The following is a 21,731-nucleotide window of genomic DNA, read 5'->3' as shown; positions in this document are numbered from 1 at the left end:
GCTAAACAGCCGGTTTCTTAATTTCTAACATCTGTGATATCAAAGTAAGGAAATGTTAGACCAACCCAATAAGCAAGAGAAAAACCTACCGTAATGTAGAGTATAAAATATGCATCAACTCTAGAGAAGGTCTGTTTATAATAATAAGTTCGTTCCTTATTATTGAACTGCTTCGCTTCCATGGCAACTGCAATGCGATGAGCTCTACGAATACTTTGAGAAAGCAATGGCACCGCATAAAGCGTCACAGATTGCATGATTCGAGCGAACCCTTTTTTCTTTTTTATACCTCTAATAAGTAATGCGGCTCTTAACTGTTGGAATTCCTCCATCATAACAGGAAGAATACGAACAGCAGCCATAAAGCTATAGGCAAACCGAGGTGGCACTTTTAGCTGTTGAACGAGGGAATAGAAGAGAAATACTGGCCTCGTTGTCAAAGCGAATAGAAGTCCGAGCAAGGCGAAATTTAAAGCTCGAAACCCGATGTGAAGACCTCGAAAGAAGCTCTCTTCTGTAATATGAACGATTCCCCACTTCCACCAAGTCGTTGTCCCTTGACCAAAGAACATCATACTAGAAGCACTAGAGAAAAATAATAACAAAAATGGAATCATTAAGATCGCTAGTATCTTGTTCCGATGTCCTGTGGCGAACAAGACGAGAATTAATGGAACCACTGTTACATTGCTAATCAAATTTGGATTGTGAACGAATAAAAGAAGGATAAATAATGCTAAAATGAACACCAATTTAAAAGCAGGATTTAAACGATGAAGCCATGTTTCTTTATACTGTAGAGTCCACTGCATGATGCTCCCTCTCTTCCCTTCTCCCAAGCTCTCGATCAGCGGTTAGCTTCCCCTCTTCAATGACCCACTCTCTCGTCCCATAATTTTGAACAATCTTCTCATCATGCGTCACCATGATAATGAGCATTCCCTTTGACCTTAATTGTTCAAATAAAGCTAGCAACTTAAACGTATTATTTGCATCCTGACCAAATGTTGGTTCGTCTAACAAAAGGATCGGTTGAGTACCAAACATGGCTGTTCCTACGCTTAACCTTCTTTTTTGACCCGTAGAAAGCTGGTACGGATGAAGAGTTCGCACTTGCTTAAGATCATATGCTTGAAGCCACTGGCCTACTTTTTGATCTACTTCCGCGTCTTCCATCATTTCAAGGGAATAAGCAAGTTCATCATAGACAGAATTCGTTACAAATTGAAATTCTGGATTTTGAAAAACAAAAGCTAGCTGCTCACGGGAAGCTTTGATCGATTTTAATTCCTGATTCTTTACTCTCTTTTTCCCAGTCGTTTTCATCACGTTCATTAAACTTAAAAGAAAGGAGCTTTTACCTGCTCCATTCTTTCCGGTAACCACAATCCATTCTCCTTCATGAGCTGATCCATTATGCACTTCAATTTTTGGGATTTTGCCTCGATACCCTTTTAACTGTTTAATCTCAAGAATTTCTTCCCCTTTAACATACGGTGCAGGAAGATTTTTTTCATTTGTATGTTCTTCCCATACGCTCGGATACCAGATCCCATATTCCTTCATCTTATGTTTATAAAAGGAGAAGACACTTTGTGGGTCAGCATCTGCAATAATCCTTCCCTCTGAATCAAAAAGGACGATACGATCAACAAAATCGATCACTTCATCAATCTTATGCTCAACGATAATCATTGTTTGTGCAGCATTAAGTTGTTTAATTGTTTTCCATACGTCAGAGGTACCTGCAGGATCAAGTAACGCGGTCGGTTCATCCAAAAAGATCACATCTGGCTCAAGTGCAAGCATGGAGGCAATGGCTAGTCGCTGTTTCATCCCTTGTGAAAGTGAACTAATCTCAAGATGCGGATCCTTAAAGGAAAGACCTACCTTTTCAAGATAATGACGAATTAACCCTTCCATTTCAGGTTGCGGGACAGCACGATTTTCCAATACGAATGCCATCTCTTCATCCACATATGGCATGCAAAACTGAGAATCAGGATCTTGAAATACAACGCCTGAAGATGCTGGTATGCTTTTGGCGTCTGCCTTCATAGGCACTGGAACGGCATTTGGAATTAAACCAGATAATATCTGAAGAAGAGTTGACTTACCACAACCGCTCGGACCAAGAAATAAGACCTTTTCCCCTTCTGCAATCTCAAGAGATAACCTATTAAATAACAGTGTGTCCGCTCCCGCATATTTCACACGAAGGTTTGATACACCCACTTTCATATAACCACTCCTTACTGATCTAACGCCTTATAATCTTCATCACTTGCTGGTCTAACCAAGCTAGTAACACCCGTTTTCTCTAGAGCCTCTACAAGGAAATAAGCAAGTAGTCCAGCTAATAGAAAACCACCTATTAACCTAGCACCAATGAGAAGAAGTAAATTCCATAGAGCAAGATCCATCACATACCCATAGGCAGCATCCATGACAATGGAACCTACGGCAGCAGCAATCCCTCCAAGCGCCGCAACAAATGCGGTGTATCGTTTATAGCCAAATAAGGCAAACATTAATTCCGTTCCTAATCCTTGAACAATTCCATATAGAAGAACAGATAATCCATATTCAGAACCAACAAGAAATTCACCAGAAGCTGCAGCCGTTTCTGCAAGTAGTGCCACACCGGGCTTACGAAGAAGAAGAACTGCTACTGTACCCGCAATAAACCACATCCCGTAAATCACATCACCAATATGGAGACCAAATGGTTTAAAGATGTTATAGACCGGTCCCCACAGTTTATAAATAATCCCAAAAACAAGGGCAATCACGATCGTAATCAAAATGTCCGAAAGCTTTAGTCGTTTCATACGCGCTCACCTTTTTGGAGGGAGACTGGCCACTCTTCTACTTGATAAGCCATTTCCCAGAAACCATATTCCAACTGACAGCTAAGAATGAAATAGTCCTTGATTCGCTTTAATTCTCTTTCAGGTGCCGTCTCAGCCCACTGATCGAGGATTTTTCTTAGTTGATCCGTCACTGGTTCCATTGACTTCTCTCCGTAAAACGTAATCCAATCATAAAAAGGATGATCTTCTTTAGGATTAACCTCTTCCATTAGACGTTGACCAATCTCAAGGTAAGTCCATGGGCATGGCAGAAGGGCTGCAACGATTTCTCCGAGCGTACCTGAATGAGCAGCGTCGAGCATATGCCTCGTATAATGGTGTGCCGTAGGGGCGAGGGGATAGCCTTGCAGCTCTTCATAAGTGACGCCTGCAGCTCGACACAAATTATTATGAGGATGAACCTCACTATGGAGTACAAATGATATTTGTTCAGTGAAAAGTGCCATCTCTTCTCGGTTTTCACATTTTGATAGCGCAATGCCATAGATTCGAACAAATGTATTCAAATATTCAAAGTCCTGCTTTACATAGTGAACAAGCTGTTCCTTCTCTAACTTTCCCTCCGCAATTCCTCTCACAAATGGATGATTAAAGATCGCTCCAAAAATTGGTGCTGCTTCCTCTCTTAACTGTTCAGTAAATGACATAAAAAAACTCCTCTCCGCTTTTCATCCAACTGATGAAGAGGAAAGGAGCTTGAATGCCGTTGTTCCGTCATTTTTGGAGATTTAGAAATACTTGTAAGCATTCCTTACTTCTACACGTTTAGGAAATCAAAACGTATAAAAGCCGCTCCAAAAATGGAGCGGCTGCGGTGGCATCCGTCTCCACTTTCCTCCGCTGGCGCTAACCAGATCAGGTTCAAAGGGTCCAGGACATCCTGTCTCAGTCATATAAATGACTCCCCTAGTGGATATATAAAAAGCTTTTTTGAATGTTAGTTTGATAACTATTAAGCTACTCTTCTTTCACACCTTTGTCAACCATTACTGGAAGTTCAATTACAAAAGTTGTTTGTTCTGGATTTGATCGCACTGAAATAACACCTTCGTGCTTTTCAATAATTTGCTTGCAAACAGACAATCCAAGACCTGTTCCGAGTTTTTTTGTACTAATGAACGGTTGAAAGATACTTTCAACAAGATGCGATGAAATTTGCCGGCCATTATTGGAAATTTCAATCGTAATCCGTCCATGGTTTTCTTTTGCTCTCAGCTCAATTTTTCGATGATCGATTTTATTTTCATTTAACTCTTCAATCGAGTTAATCATAATATTAAGAATGACTTGTTTAATTTGTTCTTCTACACCGAACAGTGGAATGTCTGGAGTAATGGCTGTTTCCACTTCTATATTTGATTCTAGTAGTCTTGGATAAAGAATTTCAATGGTATATCTTAATAATCCACTTAAATTTAATGATAGAGGACGATCGTCGCTCCCACGCATTTTTGATAAGAAAAGAAATTGACTTACCTTCTCTTCTAGACTTTTCATTTCGCTATTGAGGATTTCGAAATAGTGTTTCTCGATCGAATTATTAGCATCACTATCATCTTCTAATAATTTCAAAAATCCTTTAATGGAGGTAAGAGGATTGCGAAATTCATGAGCAAAGCTCGCACCTAGCTGACCAAGAATGGTTAAACGATCACTATGCATTTCCTGTATAAACTTATTTTTATCATGAATGATATTATCTTTCACCTTCGTGTATTCCGTTACTGAATGATACGAATAGGCATTAAAGTAATTATTAATGATTTGAAGACCTTTCGAAAGTTCGTCTCTATCAAATGATGATTCGTTTAAGACAGAGATCACAACCGATCTCCCAAAATTAATATTCGCAATAAACTCTCCGATATTAACATTTGCTTCAATTCGCTCATTGGCAATTTTCTTAGTTAATGTCATAATCCAACTTTCATCCTGAAGGCGAATATAACGAGAGATAAGTTCAACCGTTCGTTTCCCATTCTTAATGATTTCTTCATAATAAGGATCCTCTTGAGAAATTTTTGCGCCAAGCAGCCACTTTTCTACAATTTTGGGCTGACTTTGTTCCAAAAACGACGCAAACCGTTCTTCAAATTCAGATTCTCTTAAATCAAAATTCATACCTCTCGCCTCACAAACTACATTATAGGTTTGTTTCATTTTATCATGTAATGCAAATGTCATCATTATATTCTCAGACTTAGGTTTAGAAATTCTCCCGATTGGCAATTCCTTACATATATAATTTGAAAGGAGTTATCCCATGCGACCAGATTTTAGACAGACGGATGGACAACCAGCACAACATCAAAATCATCAGCCAGGATCTCAGCAAGAAATGGATCCAAAGCCCATAATGGATGACCGGGATTATAAAGGATCAGGAAAATTAACGAATAAAGTCGCTCTCATCACTGGAGGAGATAGTGGGATAGGCGAAGCCGTTGCGATTGCTTATGCAAAAGAAGGAGCAAAAATCGCCATTGTTTATCTTGACGAACATGAAGATGCGCAACATACGCAACAAAAAATCGAAGAAATCGGAAGCGAATGTTTATTGTTGCCGGGAGACATTGGGAGTGAAAGCTTTGCTTACGATGTGATTAAACAGGTGATTGATCATTTCGGACAGCTCGATATTTTAATTAATAATGCAGCAGAACAGCACCCCCAACAGGGAATAGAAGAAATTAGTGCAGAACAGCTCGAAAAAACATTCCGAACCAACGTTTTTGCCATGTTTCACCTGACGAAAGCCGCTCTTCCCCATCTTAAAAAAGGAAGTGCAATCATTAACACATCCTCTGTAACCGCATATGAAGGCAATGATCAGCTGATCGATTACTCTAGTACAAAAGGTGCAATCACAACGTTCACAAGGAGTCTCGCAAAGTCGCTCGTTGGAAAAGGTATTCGTGTCAACAGCGTTGCACCTGGTCCTATTTGGACACCGCTTATCCCTTCCACCTTCTCAGCAGAAAAAGTGAAAAACTTTGGAACGAATACACCAATGGGAAGACCGGGTCAGCCAGAAGAATTAGCTGCGGCTTACGTCCTTCTTGGTTCTGATGGATCTTCTTATATGACAGGTCAAACGATTCATATAAATGGTGGACAGTTTTTAACATCTTAAAACCTCCTTTGGGAGGTTTTTTTATATTATTCACTCTATAAAAAAATGATTTTTAAGACTCTATTGGACAAGAGTTTATACGTCTTTTTACTGTATTCATATAGTATAGTGAATACAATTTTAGACTATATTTGAACACGTATGTTCAATAGGGGTTGTCATTATGGCTTTTACCAATCGATACTCCACCCGAACGTGTGGAGCCATGACATTTACAGGAAACACTTTAGGATTAAGTCAGTTACTAAATGCTAACCAGGCTGGAACTCAAGGAAGTATCGGAGCATTTATTACAACCGATACATCACTTCAAGTGCCAACTTTTCCACCAGGAACCACTCTGGATTATACTTTAAATAACTCAGAGGCTAATCTAGTATTACCAGCTGGAAGCTCCGTTTTATATGCTGAATTAATCTGGGGAGGAAATTATCTTTCAGTAAACGAAGACATTACATCTGATATTGATAATTCTGTTACGTTCACGAACCCAAGCGGGACTGATTTCACAATTAGTCCCGACCCAACTACTAGTAATGAGCCAACATTTACCATCGGAGGAAATACTCGAGGATTTTACATGCGCTCCAATGATGTTACATCAATCGTTCAAGCAGCTGGCGCTGGTACATACACCGTAGGCGGCGTACCAGGACTAGTCGATCCTCTTCAAGCTTCCACAGCTGATACGAACCATGCAGGATGGACACTCGCCGTTGTTTATGCGAATAGTACATTACCAAACCGATCTCTGAATTTATTTGTCGGCGCCCAGGGTATCGTCATTAATCCTTTAAACCCCACAATTGATATAGCCATTTCAGGTTTTATGACTCCTCCTTCAGGTACTGTAGATGCCCGTTTACTCATCTCAGCTCAAGAAGGTGACGCGAATATAGGAGGGGATCAAGCTCTTTTTGGGCCTGATGCAGGTACATTAACCCTTCTCTCAGGACCAAATAACCCACTAGGAAACTTTTTTGGCTCTCAAATTAATGATGATTCCGGAAATCTTGATACGAGTGGAACATTTGGTAACCGGAACCAGGATCCTTTTACATTAACGAATATTGTTGCTGGAAGACAGGGATGGGATATTACAAACGTCAGTGGGGCTGGCCTATTACCGAACAACCAATCCACGGCTGTTTTCCGCTTCACGTCGTCAGGCGATGCTTATATGCCAAATGCACTTGGCGTCCAAATTGACGAAGGTGATGCCATTTTAGATATCGTGAAAACCGTTGATAAGCCATTTTCCACCTATCGTGACGTGCTTTCGTATACGATCACCATTACAAACAACGGCGTTGTTCCCGCTATTAACGTAATCTTTACTGATTACCTTCCAGCTTGCACCCAATTTATTGAGAATAGTTTGTATATTGATAGTGTACAATATCCGGGTAGTAATCCCCAATATGGTATTGACCTCGATGATATTGATGTCGGTGATACCGTTACAATTTTCTTCCAGATTGTTGTGAAACGGTGTAACTGTTTTGTTCTTAATGTAGCCGAAGTCGAGTTCAGCTGTGGTAAAATCGCTACTAGTAACCAGGCCATATCTACTGTATGTTAATTAGTAAAAAAAGATCGTGTGCTAATTTTGCACGCGATCTTTCATTTTATATAAACTAGTTATTCGACTCTAATAATCGTTAATGACGCTCCCACACCCGACGTCAACACAACTGCTGCAACCAAACCAAACAGTTGAAGTGAGATCGTATCACCAGCGTTTAAAGCTGTTATTACTTCAGCGCTATATTTATTTAAAGAAACAAGAGGGGATATGACCGATTGGGGGAGGGAAGCTCCATTAATTAATAATCTTGAACTAACGATTAGAGAAGCGGTTTTATTAATTTGATAAGAAATGTAGTACCTTCCTGCTTCTTGTACGGTAAAAATGGTGTTCGGACCATTTACTGTGATTGTAGCAGGCAAACTTTGTCCATTTGGAAGGGGGATGTTCGTTCCACCTAGAATAACGTTGATGATTGCACCACCTGTATTTGCCGCAAAACCCGAAGTGCCTGTGACTGACGGTCCTTCTGGTCCCTCAGGCCCCTGCGGCCCTGGTGGACCAGGGATTCCCTGTGCACCTTGTCTACCAAATGCTCCTCCAGAACAGCTCCCACAACCTCCACAACCTGAACAACTCATGAAAATCACCTACTTTGGAGAATTTGTATTTACTATAGTAAACGCGATCCTTGATGGATTTGGAACGGCTGATGACGGCTTGTTCAAAGTTTATATGTATTTTATTAAAATTCCCCAAAATAAATAGCCACCTTCGTGGCTATTTCATACTCTCATTCTGATTAATCGTTCTCACTGTCCAGCGCTCTACAACCTTGTGTGGTACACAAACACGTTTGTTTCCTGACTCAGGATCACTAATTTTCTCTAGCAAACAGTTCACTGCCTGATAACCTAGTTGGAAAATATTAATATCAACAGAAGTAAGCGGCGGACTGGCATATTCAGCGAGCATCACATTATTGAAACTAATGACGGAAACATCTTCAGGAACAGAAAGACCCATCTCATCAAGCTTGCTCATGATACCAAGGGCCATAAGATCATCTGCAACAACAAGCGCGGTTGGAGGATTTTCTAACGAAAATAATGCCATTACCGCTTCCTGTCCGCCTTCTTTTAGAAACTCCACATGAACAACATAATCGTCTTGGAGTGGGATTTCCGCTTCCTGTAGGGCTTTTTCATAACCGTGTAACCGCTCCACGGTAACGACTAGATCTAAATTCCCTCCAACAAATGCGATCCGTTCATGACCTTTGCCGATAAAATGCTCGGTTACATCTTTTGCCGCGCTATAGTTATCATTATCGACATGAGTGATTGAATCTGGATTCACTAGCGGCTTCCCAATAACGGTAAACGGAAAATTTTGTTCCTGTAAAAACGTCATGATTTTATCGTCGATTCTTGAATAAAGCATTACTATACCGTCCACTCTACGCCCGTGAACCATCCCCATTACGCCTTCTAGCATTTCTTCTTCTGTTGCCCCAGTGGACATATATAAGGTATATTCTTTTTCATGAGCCTTCGTACTAATACCGCGAAGAACTTCTGGAAAGAATGGGTTCTGTAATACTTTATCTGCTGAACTCGGCATGACAAGGCCAATCGTTTGTGTACTCCGGTTCGCTAGACTTCTTGCATTATAGTTAGGATGGTAGCCAAGCTCTTCCATCGCCTCTCTTACACGACGTTTCGTTTGCTCACTAATTCGTGGATTATTTGCGATCACACGTGATACCGTTGATGGCGCAACATTGGCAAGCTTCGCTACATCTTTAATCGTTACTGCCATTGGGATTTCCTCCTATACAAAGCTTTCGCTTGTTCATTTCATATGATAAGTAATTGATCTATCTTAACTATCTAATGATTCATTGTAAACGATTTCTATTGAAAATGACATCTACTATAGAGAAACAATCCTACCTATTAAAGTTCTCTAAACGAAGAATTAGGATAAAAAAAGAGAAAGAAGCTGCAAGAGTAGCTCTCCTCTTCCTCTTCTTTCTCACGTCTTGCTCTATCCTTTCGTTCCACCAGCAGTAAGTCCAGATATAAAGTAACGTTGCAGCGATAAGAATAAAATTGAAATTGGGATCGCAATCAATACTGATCCTGCAGCGAACGTTGTAAACTCATTACCGAACTGATCAGAAATCATTTTGTAAAGACCAACCGCTAACGTATATTTATCCTCACTACGAAGAATAACTTGAGCAAGAATAAAATCCGTAAACGGTGTAATGAAACTAAATAATGCTACAACAGCAAGAATCGGTTTTGCAAGTGGTAATATGATTTGCCAGAAGATACGAAAGTGACCCGCTCCATCGATTCGAGCTGACTCATCAAGCTCTTTTGGAATTGTATCAAAGTATCCTTTAGCAAGCCAGGTATTCATTGGCAGTAAACCACCTGTATAAACGAGAATCAGCGCAAAGTGCGTATCTAACAAACCCGTTGTATAAGCTAATACATAGATCGCAATAAGTGCGGCAAAGTTCGGGATCATTTGAAGAATTAAGAAAGTCATTAATCCATTTTTACGACCGACGAAACGGTAGCGTGAGAAGGCATAAGCCATACAGGAGATCATCGCTACGGCTAGAATCATTGTGATGATACAAATCTTCAATGTGTTCCAATACCAAAGCAAGTAATCACTTTCAGCCGTATTAAATAACGATTTGTAATGCTCCAATGTTGCATCCTTCGGGATAATGGATGATCCAGATAGACTGTCACCGGGATTAAAGGAAGACCCCACAATCCATAGAACTGGATACAAGATGATGACACAAGCAATAGCGATGGCAATGTAGGACAGTGTTAAACGTAAGGTATTCTGCATTTTTGGACTCATATTACATCATATCCTCTTCTTGGAATGATTTCGTTCTTCTAAACTGCCATAGTGCTACACCTATAACAATGGCTGATAGAATCATGGTAATAGCAGCAGCTTTGCCATATTGCGCAGACGTAAACGTGAGCTTATAGATCCACGAAATCAAAATGTCAGTAGAGCCTGCTGTTTGACCTGATACGGCAGGACCACCACCGTTAAACAGGTAAATAACGTTAAAGTTATTAAAGTTAAATGTATATTGTGTGATTAAAATTGGCGCGATTGCAAAAAGAACCATTGGAAGCGTGATTCCTCTAAACTTCTGCCAGATATTCGCACCATCTACTGTGGCAGCTTCATATAATTCATCTGGAATCGATTGAAGCACACCCGTTACCATAGCGAAAATAAACGGGAATCCAAGCCAGAACTGTATAAGAATTAAAGCAACTTTTGTCCAAAATGGCTCTGTAAGCCATGGTATCGCATCGATACCGAACGCTGCTAAGATGTCGTTATTTATCGCACCAAACGTCTCATTAAACATCCCCGCAAACACAAGGATTGATACGAAAGCTGGTACGGCCCAAGGCAAGATAAAGATTGTTCTAAAGATGCCTTTAAATTTAAGGTCTTTCTGGTTCATCAAAACGGCTAGAAAAATACCAATGGCAATTTGTCCTGTTGTTGCAACAAATGTCCATACGATTGTCCATGAGAATACATCAATGAAAGTATCGCGCCAGATGTCTAGCTTAAATATATCAATATAGTTTTGAATCCCAATCCAATCTACTAAGTTAGCTGGTGGAGAATGGTAGAGATCGTAGTTTGTAAACGAAAGTAAAATAACAAACAATATCGGGAAAATAACAACAAAGATTAATAAGAAAAATCCTGGTGATAGCATTAAGTAAGGAAACCCTTGTTCAGAAACATTACGGTATTGCTCTCTAACAGAATTTAAGGGAATGCCTAGATCACGATTTCTTCCATTCAAATATGCATCCCTTAGGTTTAAGAAATAAATAACCAATCCAATCAGGATAACAAGGACAGCGATAATTCCCTGTGTTAACAAGAAGATGGAGTGATCTCGTGGTAGCTTTTCCCCCAGGGTAACGATCCCCCATAATCCAATGTTGATTAAGTCAGCAAAAGCAACGGCAAATGAAACCGTTAAGATGAAGAACATAAGTCCTTTGAGGATCTGCTTGTTATAAAACTGACCGAATCCAGGTATTAGTGATAAAGCAAGTGCTGTTTTTCGATGCTTTGTTTGACGCTCAGTTGCCTCCATCGTGATGGCAATCCCCTTTCTTCTCCCCACTTTTCTAGCTTTAAAGTGAGAAGCAGTACCCCGTTTCCGGAGTACCGCTTTAAATTTTCAAAACTTTAGTTGCTGTGATTCTGCTCGATTTGAGACTTAATTGTTTTCGTAGCCTCATCAAGGGCCGCTTTTGGTTCTTGCTTATCTGTTGCTACTAATTGTAGAGCAGACGCTGCTGGCTCCCATACTTCAGCCATTTCTGGAATGTTAGGCATTGGAACGCCATATTGAGATTGAAGTGCTACGGCACTTGCACCTTCATTATCAGCAATAACTGGATCTTCAATTAGTGATTTAACAGGAGGAATTTCTGCTGTTTTTTCGTAACGAATCTTTGCATTCTCCTCATTTGTTAACCATTCAACGAGCTTCGTAGCCCATTCTTTGTTCTCAGAGAAATTACTTACGTGCCAGCCTTTAACACCGATAAATGTTTTGAAATTCTCTCCGTTTGGAAGTGTAGGCATTGGCGAAACACCAATGTCAATTCCAGCATCTTTATAACCCTGGAAAGACCATGGTCCGTTCATAACGGAAGCTGCTTTCCCTTCATTAAATAGACCATCCATTGTAGATCCACCGTTTTCACCAATTAGGCCTTTAGGGAAAAGATCTTCCTGATACCATTTCTGAATATATTCCGTTCCTTCAATAGCACCATCATTATTAAGACCGATGTCATCTGGGTTTAATCCCTCATCAGTGCGATCAAACACGTAGCCGCCATATCCTGAAAGGACAGCGTTTGCAAAATAGAAGTTATCCCATAGCGCAAGGAAGCCATACTGCTTGTCTTTCGTGAAGTCTTTTGCGAAATCATAGACTTCATCCATTGATTCCGGAGCTTTTTCCATTAGATCTTTGTTGTAAATGAAGACTGGTGTTTCCGTTGCTTTTGGTAGTCCATAAAGGTTACCGTCAAAGTTTTCAGCTTGAATAGAAGATTCTGTAAATGTATCAATCACAGACTGTTCAACTTCGATTGGGGAAATAAGTCCTTCAACCGCTGCTTGTCCAATTTGATCATGTGGAAGTGTAATAACGTCAGGACCAGTACCTGCTGGACCATCAAGACGAATTTGCTCTCTAATTTCGTCAGCCATACCTAGTTCTTTAAATTCAACTTTAATGCCGTACTCTTCCTCGAAGCTAGCAATAGCCGGTTCAAGTGCAATCCCTTTATCTGTATCTTCCCAAACAACTAGCTTCTCAGGTTTATTTGCATCTTCTCCCTCAGAATCACTGCCTCCGTTGTTACTAGAAGCGTTTTCATTGTTTTGCGGTCCGCATGCTGCAAGAACGCCGATTGCAAGAACTAGTGTAAGAAACAAAGCGAAAAAGCGTTTCATGTGTTAACCCCCTCTTAATTTTACGATAGGAGTACAAGCGCTTTCATACAACTCAGTGAAAACGATTGCACTGTCTTTCTATAACTTATTATACATGGCTATAAAATTTTCGCAACCGTTTGCACAAAGTTTTTTCAAAATTTTTTCGAAACAGAATTTCTCCTTGTTTTTTACATTTGACTATCGTACTTTGATCTTCTACATTTATATAGAAGCAACGTTCCATTTCGATTAGTGCTTGAAATGAGTTTTCTTTTATTAAAATGCAAGCGATTGCACATGGAGGTATCTATTTATGTTTAAAGAAGCCATTTATCACCGCCCAAAGAACAACTATGCTTACGCATATGATAAGAAAACACTACACCTGATGATTCGAACAAAGAAAGATGATGTGACATCCATCTCCCTTATTTATGGAGATCCGTATGATTGGAAAGACAACAAATGGCAGTTCACTTCTAAAACAATGAAAGTAACTGGCTCTGACTCTCTATTCGATTATTGGAGTATAGCGATCCAACCTCCTTATCGTAGATTGAGATATGGCTTTTTTCTAGAAGATAAAAATGAAGCGTATTATCATACTGAAAAAGGCTTCTATACGGAACAGCCATCAGATACCAACGACTATTATAGTTTTCCTTTCCTAAATGAAGCTGATATCTTTACAGCTCCTGAATGGGTGAAAGACACAGTATGGTATCAGATCTTTCCCGAACGATTTGCTAACGGGGATACTTCCTTAGATCCAAAAGGTACGCTTCCATGGGGAGAATATCCTCCGGAGCGCAACAACTTTTTCGGCGGAGACTTTCAGGGGGTAATAAATCATCTTGATCACTTAACAGAACTTGGAATTAATGGAATTTACTTCACACCTATTTTTAAAGCGGCCTCAAACCATAAATACGACACAATCGATTACATGGAGATTGATCCACAATTTGGCGATAAAGAAATGTTTAAAGAGCTCGTCAAAGCCTGTCATGAAAGAGGCATTAAAGTTATGCTTGATGCTGTTTTCAATCATAGCGGTTATTACTTCGAACCTTTTCAGGACTTATTAAACAACGGAGAAGCATCACGCTATCGAGACTGGTTTCACGTTCGATCCTATCCAATTGAAACAAAACCTCTTCCCTCCTATGATACTTTCGCCTTTGAAGCGACAATGCCTAAGCTTAATACTGAGAACCCAGAAGTGAGAGAGTATTTACTACAAGTTGGTCGCTACTGGGTAGAAGAATTTGATATTGACGGGTGGCGACTTGATGTTGCAAATGAAATTGATCACCGCTTCTGGCGTGAATTTAGAAGAGAGGTTAAGCGAGTTAAGCCTGAGCTTTATATTCTTGGTGAAATCTGGCACGACTCGATGCCGTGGTTACAGGGCGATCAGTTTGATGCTGTAATGAATTACCCTTTAACTGCTGCCCTACTTGATCATTATGCAAATGGAAGAATCTCTGCCGAAACAATGGGGAACCGACTATCCGCACTCCTTCACTCTTATCCTGCAAATGTGAATGAAGTCGCCTTTAATTTATTAGGAAGTCACGATACACCGCGACTCCTCACACTGGCAAACGGGAAAAAGGAGGTCGTGAAGCTCATGTATATCCTTCAATTCTCCTTCCCAGGAACACCTTGTATTTATTATGGTGACGAAATTGGGATGAAAGGTGGCGCTGATCCCGATTGTCGAGAATGTATGATTTGGGATGAAAAAGACCAGGACACTGAACTATTTCAGTTCTTAAAAGAATTAATCGCCCTTCGCAATCAACACCCTGCGTTTCGGAACGATGGAACTTTCGAAGTGGTGTATACAGATGAATCACTTATTCAATATAAGAGGAAAACGTATAATGAAACGCTCCTCTTTCTATTAAACAACTCAGAAAAGGCCATAACTACTGATCTCTCACTCAATTATTTGAACACAAAAACTCTTTTAGGGAGTCAGCACGACTCTAGCCTACTTCATCTTGAACCATTTGGCTTCACTATTTTAGACATTTCATGAGCAAGAAGCTCCTGGTCATCATCCAGGAGCTTCTTTTTATGCCTCAGAATTCGAAATTAACTGAAAGCGCAACCACCCTTACCCCACTTGGAATATTCTGATTATTCAAATGTGCTAAGGTGAGATTTTATGACATACTATTTTAAATTTTCAAAAAATAACCTTGAATTTCTCGTTTTCACCGCATAATATTAGGATATAGAAAAAAGGCAATGTTAGAAAAACTGACATGGAGGGTCTTATATGAAAAAAGTAGAAGCCATTATTCGTCCCGAGGCATTTCAGGATCTAAGAGATCGGTTAAGAGATGAAGGTATCACAGGCATGACAGTATCTGAAGTAGCTGGATGTGGATTACAGAAAAAACAAACTGGTGTCTTCAGAGGAAGTCATTTTGAAGTCTCGCTTCAGGCAAAAATTAAAGTAGAGCTCGTTTTTGATGATGACCTGCTTGATCATGTTGTTAAGCATATTCGCGATATATGTGCAACCGGGGAAGTTGGCGACGGCAAAATCTTCGTCTATCCTGTCGAAGATGTTATTCGCATACGATCTGGTGAACACGGACTCCCAGCATTTAAATAAATCAAAAAGGATGATAAAAGCTATGAAAAAAATCACTAGTTTGTTCGCGCTTCTCTTTCTTCTCTCAGGAGGACATGTCTTCGCAGCAGGCGATACCTCTGCTGTAACCGCCTTGAGTGCTTCAATGGATACCGTATGGATTATGATTGCTGCTTTTCTAGTATTCTTCATGCACGCTGGATTTGCAATGGTTGAAACTGGATTTACCCGTTCTAAAAACGCCTTAAATATTTTAATGAAGAATCTCCTAACAATGTCAATTGGTGCAGTGCTTTACTTTATAATTGGTTACGGATTGATGTTCGGTTCTTCAGCAGGCGGTTTTATTGGTAGTGATGGTTTCCTTCTTCTAGGACAATCTGAAAACATCGGCTTCTTTGTTTTCCAGGCCGTCTTTGCGGCAACTTGTGCGACAATCATTTCTGGTGCAGTAGCTGAGAGAATGAAATTAATTAGCTATATTGCTGTAACGGTTGCGATGATTGGATTTGTTTATCCTGTTGTTGGTCACTGGATTTGGGGTGGCGGATGGCTTTCAGAACTAGGGTTTGTTGACTTCGCTGGCTCAACGGTTGTTCATATGACAGGTGCACTTGGTGCGGTAGTAGCAGTCGCCTTTCTTGGAGGACGTCTTGGTAAATACTCAAATGGAAAAGTGAACGTTATTCAAGGTCATAACATTCCACTTGGCGCACTAGGGGTATTCATTCTTTGGTTCGGCTGGTTTGGATTCAATGCAGGTAGTACACTGTCAGCAAGCGACGCACTTATCCCTACAATCGTAGCGACAACACTTCTTTCTGCTTCAAGTGGTGTCATCGGAAGTGCCCTTTATTCTTATATTCGCTATAAGCAAATTGATGCTTCTTTAACTCTAAACGGCGCATTAGCTGGACTTGTCGGAATTACAGCTGGAACAGCAAGCGTATCTCCAATTGGCGCTATGTTCATCGGTCTTATCGCTGGAGTTATCTTGATTGAAGCCGTTCAACTGATTGACCGACGCATAAAATTGGATGACCCAGTTGGAGCGATTGCTGTTCACGGAGTGTGTGGGGCGTGGGGCACGCTAGCCGTTGGACTTTTCGCAATCGATGGTGGTTTATTCTACGGAGGCGGTGCATCCCTAATCCTCGTTCAAGCAATCGGAATTCTTGCAGTTATGGCGTGGACGATTGGCACAGTAGGTATTTTCTTATTCATCTATACTCGCTTCTCTTCCATTCGCGTTTCTCGTGAAGAAGAAATTCAGGGACTTGATTTCGCAGAGCACGGCTCAACAGCTTACGAGCTTAGAGGAGGCCTTCTCAACAACAATGAAAGCCCTTCTGCCGGAACACCATTCGGCCACGGCCTAGTCGAACGCCTCAACGGACTCGAACAGCCACCAGTTGAAAAAAGAAAAGCAGAAGGGAGCGTTTAGACACGAAAAGCGGAAGTGGGCGGTTAGACACGGCAGGCACTGGAGCCTTTTCATTTGAACACGGTCTTTGTGTTCGGATGAAAAGGTGAAGTGACCGAGTGTCTGCCCACTGCAGCTAGATCACGAAAAGCGGAAGCGCCCGCTTAGCCTCGACAAGCGCTGGAGGCCCATAAAAAGAACACGGTTTTTGTGTTCATTTTATGGGGTGAAGCGATCGAGACCCTGCCCACTAAAGTCGGAACGAGCAATAATACAATCTTTTAAAGAAAAGGATCGAAGCCATCAGCTTCGATCCTTTTTTTAGTCGACTAAATTCACGTTATGATGCTCCATCCAATAATTAATTTGAGCAAGGTGTGCAATCAATTGAGGTCCTGCCATAAGCTGACCGAACCAGGGTACTTTAAACGCCTTTCCCTCTGAATCTATGATATCTTGCACAACTTTTCTATCGATCAATTCAAGAAGCGGCGACTGCTTGTTATCGAGCGTATCTTGAAGCCATGAAGAAACTGCTTTCGTATAAGCAGGATTATAGGTTTTTGGATATGGACTCTTTTTTCGATAAAGAACATCATGTGAAAGCGTTCCTGTCATCGCTTTTCGCAAAAGTCCCTTCTCTCGACCATCAAGCATTTTCATATCCCACGGGACATTCCACACATATTCGATAATGCGGTGATCAGAAAATGGCACCCTTACTTCTAGACTAGCTCCCATGCTCATACGGTCTTTTCGTTCAAGAAGTGTTGTCATAAACCAATTTAAATTCAAGTAAAAGAGAGCTCTTCTTTTTGCTTCAATCTCACTCTCACCATCAAGTACTGGCGTTTCCTTAATTGACTCACGATATCTTTCCGTGACGTAATCTTCTAGCTTCAATTTATTCCGAACATCTTCTTTTAACATCGCCTGTCTTTCAAGTGTCGATCTCATCCACGGAAACTGCTCCTGATCTAAAAGCTCCGGCTTATGAAACCATGGATACCCACCAAATATTTCATCTGCACATTCACCAGAAAGAGCAACAGTCGCATGTTTCTTAATTTCCTTTGAAAACCACAATAATGAAGAGTCTACATCCGCCATACCAGGCAGGTCTCGACATTCAATCGCTTCCTTTAAATGATGCACAAGCTGAGGTGTATCAATCACACAGTTCGTATGATCAGTTGCAAGCTCTGCTGAAACTTTTTTGATCCACGGAGCATCTGAATTTGGCTGAAATTCACTACTCTTGAAGTATTTATCATTATCCACATAATCAACCGAAAAAGACCGTAATGTGCCCTTATTGTCATCAAGGAATGCCGTTTGAGCAACGGACGTAATGGCACTTGAATCAACTCCACCAGACAAAAACGTACAAACTGGTACATCGGCAACAAGCTGTCGTTTAATGGAATCTTTTAAAAGGTCCCCTACTTTACCTACAGTTGTATCAAGATCATCAGTATGTTCACTACTTTTGACATTCCAATAGCGCCATTTACGAAGACCACTCTGCTCAAACTTCATCGCAAATCCAGGTCGCAGTTCATTTATCCCTCGAAAAACCCCATGTCCTGGTGTTCTCGAAGGACCTAAACCAAAAATTTCTTGAAGCCCCGCTCGATCGACCTCCGTCTTCACATCGGGATGAGCAAGAATGGCTTTAAGTTCTGAGCCGAATTGAAGCGAGCTGCCACTTTGTCGATAGAATAACGGCTTAACACCAAGGCGGTCTCTTGCAAGGAATAATTTCTCTCCATCCCAAATGCCAAAGGCAAAAATACCATTCAAATGATCAACGCATTGCTCTCCCCATTCAACATAGCACGTTAAAAGAACTTCTGTATCCGAATGAGATTGAAATGTATAACCCTTTGCAAGGAGAACTTTACGCAAATCCTCCGTATTATATAGCTCACCGTTATAACAAATCGTATATTTCTTGTCGCTGTGTGTTCTAGTCATTGGCTGACTTCCACCAGCTGGGTCAACGACAATCAAACGAGTATGCCCAAATCCACAATGCGCGCTAACCCAGCTGTTTGAAGCATCTGGCCCCCGTCGTGATAGCGTATTCGCCATTCGCCTAAGAACGTTCTCTTCTCCTGTCAGATTCTGCTTCCAATCCACCCATCCTGTTATCCCACACAAAAAGATCTCCCTCCTCTCATTCCTCTCTGTTCACATTATGCATACGCCCAATTTTTGTGCAAAATGTCTTTCAGGGAACGAAAAAAGAGACCTTTTGATAGGTCTCACACTTTCTGAAAACGCAAAAAGTACCATGCGCCTTCTTTTACAACTGGTTTTATTTGTTTAAGCTTAAATCCTGTTTTTGTTGCTAAGTCGTCCATTTCATCACGACTTGGCAATGGATAAAGGTTATCATGAGCACTCATGAAGCTGTTAAACGCAGCCGAGAAAGCCTGCCCGTGTTTTGATTCATGCATAGGAGTGATGATAATCAGCTGACCACCTTCACCTGTTACCTCATTTGCCTTTTGGAACAGTTTCAATCGATCTTCTGGAGCAAAATAATAAAGTAAATTATTCATCATCGCCATATCAAAGGGGGCACCATCCCATTTCCATGTCATCATATCATCAGGATAAAGGTGTAGCGGTGATTTTAGCGGAAAATGGATATTAGCTTCTGCATCTAAACAGACGGATCGATTTTTTTCAATTCCAACAAGCTTCATGTCCTCTAGCTTTGCTCCAATACGCGATAAATACCCTGCGTAACCTGCCCCAAAATCAATAACGGATTGTGCATTCGTCGTCTTAATCGCTTGATAAATCTTCGGAAAAGCAAAACGTTCAATAAAGCTTGATGTTGCTGCAACCGTTCCACCATAGTCTTCGTCCTCATATCGTGCGGGTTGATCTTTGCTTAATAAATCAGGATAGGACAGCAAGATCGGAATATGTAACTCCATCATTTCTTTTAGTAAGATACCAACAGAGTGCTCACTGCTTTTTGAGATCGATTCAACCATATGTTTCTTAGAACGAACCTTTCCATCCTTCTCTTTTTTTAGGTGACCAATTGCCACCCCCACTTCAGCCCATCTTGTTAATAGCAGTTCATTCATGTCTCGTTTGGTTGCAACAGCAGAGACGGTTGTTCCTAATTCGAACTCATCAAATAAGTCATGTACATAGCCTACATGGGCATGCCAGGCGTATAAAAAAGGTTCATTGCTTTTCATCCACTTTCTAGCACGCCAGATTTTCTTTATTTCCTTCATCTCGTTTCCTCCCGTCTCATTTGCAATACCACGGATAATCATCCTCTTTCGTGAACATTACTTTCTCATTTGGATGCTTACTTAATTTCCCATTCCCTATTGCAGCTGGAATTACTCCTGCTTGCTTCAATCGATCCAACAGGTTAAACTTCCAAATGCCAAGTCCCGACGTATTTAACATCTGTTTATAGTGCAGAAGAGGTGAATGCTCTGTTTGATTGACCCCTTTAATTCGAAGTCTCTGCCACGGACGATAAGGAAAAGAGTAGAGCAGTGCAGCTTGATGACTAAGCGTAGACACATATTCCGCTCTCGGTTTTCTCACTTTCTCATACCACTTAAGCTGCTTCCATTCCGTCTGATTCGTTTTATACATCCAGCAAAGAAGTTCTCCCAATACATCAGAATCTTGAATCGCCAGGTTCATTCCTTCCCCTGCCATAGGATGTACGCTATGAGCGGCATCCCCTGTTAAGATCAAATTATTTTTGACGTAATTGGAGACATTGTGCCTAACAGGAATCATGAGTTGAATCTTTTTCCACGTATCAATTTGATGAACATAGCCCTCAAGCTCCGGCATTAGCTCACAATAAGCACGGTAAAAGGACTCTAATCCTTCTTCACGCATCGATTTGAACTCTCCCGGCTTAATCAACAGTACACTTCTTACTTCATTGTTCGGAAGTGGGAATAATCCGACAAATTTATTTTGAGTTGTGATGATAGTTGACTGATTTAGTGTCTCTGGTCGGGGAAACGATACCGTCAAGAAATGATGATTATATTTTGTATTCTTCATCTCCACTTCCATAGCTGTTCTTGTTGGAGAAGCTCTTCCTTCAGCACCAACATAAAAACCTGCGTGAATTTCACGTTCTCCTTCTTTAGTTTGAATGATCGCTTTCTTATTCTCAGGCTCATCTTCAGTAAAGCCCGTAAATTTAGCAGGCTGTATATAATCAACAGATTCATATTTTGAAGCCTCTTCGAAAAGAAGCTCTTTTAGCCTCTCATGTGGAATCATAAGCGATGTATTATAGAGAGATGGAATCACATCGTAGCGAAATTCATTTGAACTAAGGTGCTCCATCGTGCCATCGTCTTTTTGGTTATACTCATGGAATTCAATCGAAGGTAAGTGAAAACCATTTTCTTTTACTACATCTAAAACATTAATTCGGTCAAGGACTTGAAGACTTTTTGGCTGAAGAAGTTCACCTTTATAAATCAACCCGCTTCTTTTATCTTTTTCAATTAATAGCGTTTTCACATTACTTTGTCCTAATTTGACAGCAAGTGTGAGGCCCGATATGCCTCCTCCAATAATCATGACGTCGTAATCCATCTCTTTATCACCTC

General features: G+C 40.7%; 18 protein-coding genes and 1 riboswitch. Of the genes, 5 read left to right on the top strand and 13 right to left on the bottom strand.

The features are described 5' to 3' along the window. Positions 1 to 17: 17 nt before the first annotated feature. The 5 genes from AC0VYJ_RS08490 to AC0VYJ_RS08470 form a co-directional block, all read right to left on the bottom strand. Complete coding sequence (locus AC0VYJ_RS08490; RefSeq protein WP_475367165.1) at positions 18 to 812, bottom strand: energy-coupling factor transporter transmembrane component T family protein; 795 nt, start codon at positions 810 to 812, stop codon at positions 18 to 20. Further along, the gene (locus tag AC0VYJ_RS08485) at positions 790 to 2,241 is read right to left on the bottom strand and encodes an ABC transporter ATP-binding protein (RefSeq protein ID WP_475367164.1); all 1,452 of its coding nucleotides are present in this window, start codon (positions 2,239 to 2,241) and stop codon (positions 790 to 792) included. The genes AC0VYJ_RS08490 and AC0VYJ_RS08485 overlap by 23 nt, the downstream gene beginning before the upstream one ends. Before the next feature lie 11 nt (positions 2,242 to 2,252). Continuing rightward, positions 2,253 to 2,831 carry an ECF transporter S component gene (locus tag AC0VYJ_RS08480; RefSeq protein WP_194221156.1) on the bottom strand — a complete coding sequence of 193 codons (579 nt, stop codon included), beginning with the start codon at positions 2,829 to 2,831 and terminating at the stop codon, positions 2,253 to 2,255. Then, a complete protein-coding gene (gene tenA / locus AC0VYJ_RS08475; protein WP_430246618.1) occupies positions 2,828 to 3,520 on the bottom strand; it encodes a thiaminase II in 693 nt (230 codons plus the stop codon). Before tenA ends, AC0VYJ_RS08480 begins: the two co-directional genes overlap by 4 nt. Positions 3,521 to 3,688: 168 nt before the next feature. Beyond that, positions 3,689 to 3,791: riboswitch (TPP riboswitch) on the bottom strand. Positions 3,792 to 3,830: 39 nt separating this feature from the next. Next, on the bottom strand, positions 3,831 to 4,994 hold the full coding sequence (locus AC0VYJ_RS08470; protein WP_475367163.1) for a histidine kinase N-terminal domain-containing protein: 1,164 nt from the start codon (positions 4,992 to 4,994) through the stop codon (positions 3,831 to 3,833). A 142-nt stretch (positions 4,995 to 5,136) separates the two neighbouring features. On the opposite strand from AC0VYJ_RS08470, the gene AC0VYJ_RS08465 reads away from it, so the two are divergent. Both AC0VYJ_RS08465 and AC0VYJ_RS08460 read left to right on the top strand, forming a co-directional pair. Beyond that, positions 5,137 to 6,006, top strand: coding sequence for an SDR family oxidoreductase (locus AC0VYJ_RS08465; protein WP_475367162.1), 870 nt, complete (start codon positions 5,137 to 5,139; stop codon positions 6,004 to 6,006). Between the two features lie 163 nt (positions 6,007 to 6,169). Next, positions 6,170 to 7,588, top strand: coding sequence for a DUF11 domain-containing protein (locus AC0VYJ_RS08460; protein ID WP_475367161.1), 1,419 nt, complete (start codon positions 6,170 to 6,172; stop codon positions 7,586 to 7,588). Between the two features lie 59 nt (positions 7,589 to 7,647). Here AC0VYJ_RS08460 and AC0VYJ_RS08455 read toward each other — a convergent pair whose 3' ends face one another. The 5 genes from AC0VYJ_RS08455 to AC0VYJ_RS08435 all read right to left on the bottom strand — a co-directional run bounded on the left by AC0VYJ_RS08455 (position 7,648) and on the right by AC0VYJ_RS08435 (position 13,090). Beyond that, a complete protein-coding gene (locus AC0VYJ_RS08455; RefSeq protein ID WP_475367160.1) occupies positions 7,648 to 8,175 on the bottom strand; it encodes a BclA C-terminal domain-containing protein in 528 nt (175 codons plus the stop codon). A 139-nt stretch (positions 8,176 to 8,314) separates the two neighbouring features. Next, on the bottom strand, positions 8,315 to 9,355 hold the full coding sequence (locus AC0VYJ_RS08450) for a LacI family DNA-binding transcriptional regulator (protein ID WP_475367159.1): 1,041 nt from the start codon (positions 9,353 to 9,355) through the stop codon (positions 8,315 to 8,317). A gap of 228 nt (positions 9,356 to 9,583) precedes the next feature. Continuing rightward, positions 9,584 to 10,426, bottom strand: a complete 843-nt coding sequence (locus AC0VYJ_RS08445; protein ID WP_226612558.1) for a sugar ABC transporter permease — start codon at positions 10,424 to 10,426, stop codon at positions 9,584 to 9,586. A gap of 1 nt (position 10,427) precedes the next feature. After that, positions 10,428 to 11,711, bottom strand: a complete 1,284-nt coding sequence (locus tag AC0VYJ_RS08440; protein ID WP_194222272.1) for a carbohydrate ABC transporter permease — start codon at positions 11,709 to 11,711, stop codon at positions 10,428 to 10,430. Positions 11,712 to 11,806: 95 nt separating this feature from the next. After that, positions 11,807 to 13,090, bottom strand: a complete 1,284-nt coding sequence (locus tag AC0VYJ_RS08435) for an extracellular solute-binding protein (RefSeq protein ID WP_475367158.1) — start codon at positions 13,088 to 13,090, stop codon at positions 11,807 to 11,809. A 295-nt stretch (positions 13,091 to 13,385) separates the two neighbouring features. Between AC0VYJ_RS08435 and AC0VYJ_RS08430 the strand changes: the two genes are divergently transcribed. The 3 genes from AC0VYJ_RS08430 to AC0VYJ_RS08420 all read left to right on the top strand — a co-directional run bounded on the left by AC0VYJ_RS08430 (position 13,386) and on the right by AC0VYJ_RS08420 (position 17,127). Beyond that, on the top strand, positions 13,386 to 15,119 hold the full coding sequence (locus AC0VYJ_RS08430) for an alpha-glycosidase (protein WP_475367157.1): 1,734 nt from the start codon (positions 13,386 to 13,388) through the stop codon (positions 15,117 to 15,119). A 243-nt stretch (positions 15,120 to 15,362) separates the two neighbouring features. Further along, complete coding sequence (locus tag AC0VYJ_RS08425; RefSeq protein WP_475367156.1) at positions 15,363 to 15,704, top strand: P-II family nitrogen regulator; 342 nt, start codon at positions 15,363 to 15,365, stop codon at positions 15,702 to 15,704. A gap of 22 nt (positions 15,705 to 15,726) precedes the next feature. Beyond that, a complete protein-coding gene (locus AC0VYJ_RS08420) occupies positions 15,727 to 17,127 on the top strand; it encodes an ammonium transporter (protein WP_475367155.1) in 1,401 nt (466 codons plus the stop codon). A 300-nt stretch (positions 17,128 to 17,427) separates the two neighbouring features. Here AC0VYJ_RS08420 and asnB read toward each other — a convergent pair whose 3' ends face one another. The 3 genes from asnB to AC0VYJ_RS08405 all read right to left on the bottom strand — a co-directional run bounded on the left by asnB (position 17,428) and on the right by AC0VYJ_RS08405 (position 21,717). Beyond that, a complete protein-coding gene (asnB, locus tag AC0VYJ_RS08415) occupies positions 17,428 to 19,269 on the bottom strand; it encodes an asparagine synthase (glutamine-hydrolyzing) (RefSeq protein ID WP_430242135.1) in 1,842 nt (613 codons plus the stop codon). A gap of 104 nt (positions 19,270 to 19,373) precedes the next feature. Further along, entirely contained in the window at positions 19,374 to 20,369 is a 996-nt protein-coding gene (locus AC0VYJ_RS08410) for a class I SAM-dependent methyltransferase (RefSeq protein WP_475367154.1), read from the bottom strand. 16 nt (positions 20,370 to 20,385) lie between these two features. Beyond that, positions 20,386 to 21,717, bottom strand: a complete 1,332-nt coding sequence (locus tag AC0VYJ_RS08405) for an FAD-dependent oxidoreductase (RefSeq protein WP_475367153.1) — start codon at positions 21,715 to 21,717, stop codon at positions 20,386 to 20,388. Between the last annotated feature and the right edge of the window lie 14 nt (positions 21,718 to 21,731).

It is taken from the genome of Anaerobacillus sp. 63XJN7_5_ISO-PGPR-S23-430, from assembly GCF_056173695.1.
The sequence above is the reverse complement of the archived record's forward strand: the minus strand, read 5'-3'. Positions and strand labels throughout refer to the sequence as shown.

Excerpts from the sequence above, each read along its gene's own strand:
- AC0VYJ_RS08490 (WP_475367165.1), bottom strand. The coding sequence starts at position 812 with ATGCAGTGGACTCTACAGTATAAAGAAACATGGCTTCATCGTTTAAAT.
- AC0VYJ_RS08485 (WP_475367164.1), bottom strand. The coding sequence starts at position 2,241 with ATGAAAGTGGGTGTATCAAACCTTCGTGTGAAATATGCGGGAGCGGAC.
- AC0VYJ_RS08480 (WP_194221156.1), bottom strand. The coding sequence starts at position 2,831 with ATGAAACGACTAAAGCTTTCGGACATTTTGATTACGATCGTGATTGCC.
- tenA (WP_430246618.1), bottom strand. The coding sequence starts at position 3,520 with ATGTCATTTACTGAACAGTTAAGAGAGGAAGCAGCACCAATTTTTGGA.
- AC0VYJ_RS08470 (WP_475367163.1), bottom strand. The coding sequence starts at position 4,994 with ATGAATTTTGATTTAAGAGAATCTGAATTTGAAGAACGGTTTGCGTCG.
- AC0VYJ_RS08465 (WP_475367162.1), top strand. The coding sequence starts at position 5,137 with ATGCGACCAGATTTTAGACAGACGGATGGACAACCAGCACAACATCAA.
- AC0VYJ_RS08460 (WP_475367161.1), top strand. The coding sequence starts at position 6,170 with ATGGCTTTTACCAATCGATACTCCACCCGAACGTGTGGAGCCATGACA.
- AC0VYJ_RS08455 (WP_475367160.1), bottom strand. The coding sequence starts at position 8,175 with ATGAGTTGTTCAGGTTGTGGAGGTTGTGGGAGCTGTTCTGGAGGAGCA.
- AC0VYJ_RS08450 (WP_475367159.1), bottom strand. The coding sequence starts at position 9,355 with ATGGCAGTAACGATTAAAGATGTAGCGAAGCTTGCCAATGTTGCGCCA.
- AC0VYJ_RS08445 (WP_226612558.1), bottom strand. The coding sequence starts at position 10,426 with ATGAGTCCAAAAATGCAGAATACCTTACGTTTAACACTGTCCTACATT.
- AC0VYJ_RS08440 (WP_194222272.1), bottom strand. The coding sequence starts at position 11,711 with ATGGAGGCAACTGAGCGTCAAACAAAGCATCGAAAAACAGCACTTGCT.
- AC0VYJ_RS08435 (WP_475367158.1), bottom strand. The coding sequence starts at position 13,090 with ATGAAACGCTTTTTCGCTTTGTTTCTTACACTAGTTCTTGCAATCGGC.
- AC0VYJ_RS08430 (WP_475367157.1), top strand. The coding sequence starts at position 13,386 with ATGTTTAAAGAAGCCATTTATCACCGCCCAAAGAACAACTATGCTTAC.
- AC0VYJ_RS08425 (WP_475367156.1), top strand. The coding sequence starts at position 15,363 with ATGAAAAAAGTAGAAGCCATTATTCGTCCCGAGGCATTTCAGGATCTA.
- AC0VYJ_RS08420 (WP_475367155.1), top strand. The coding sequence starts at position 15,727 with ATGAAAAAAATCACTAGTTTGTTCGCGCTTCTCTTTCTTCTCTCAGGA.
- AC0VYJ_RS08410 (WP_475367154.1), bottom strand. The coding sequence starts at position 20,369 with ATGAAGGAAATAAAGAAAATCTGGCGTGCTAGAAAGTGGATGAAAAGC.
- AC0VYJ_RS08405 (WP_475367153.1), bottom strand. The coding sequence starts at position 21,717 with ATGGATTACGACGTCATGATTATTGGAGGAGGCATATCGGGCCTCACA.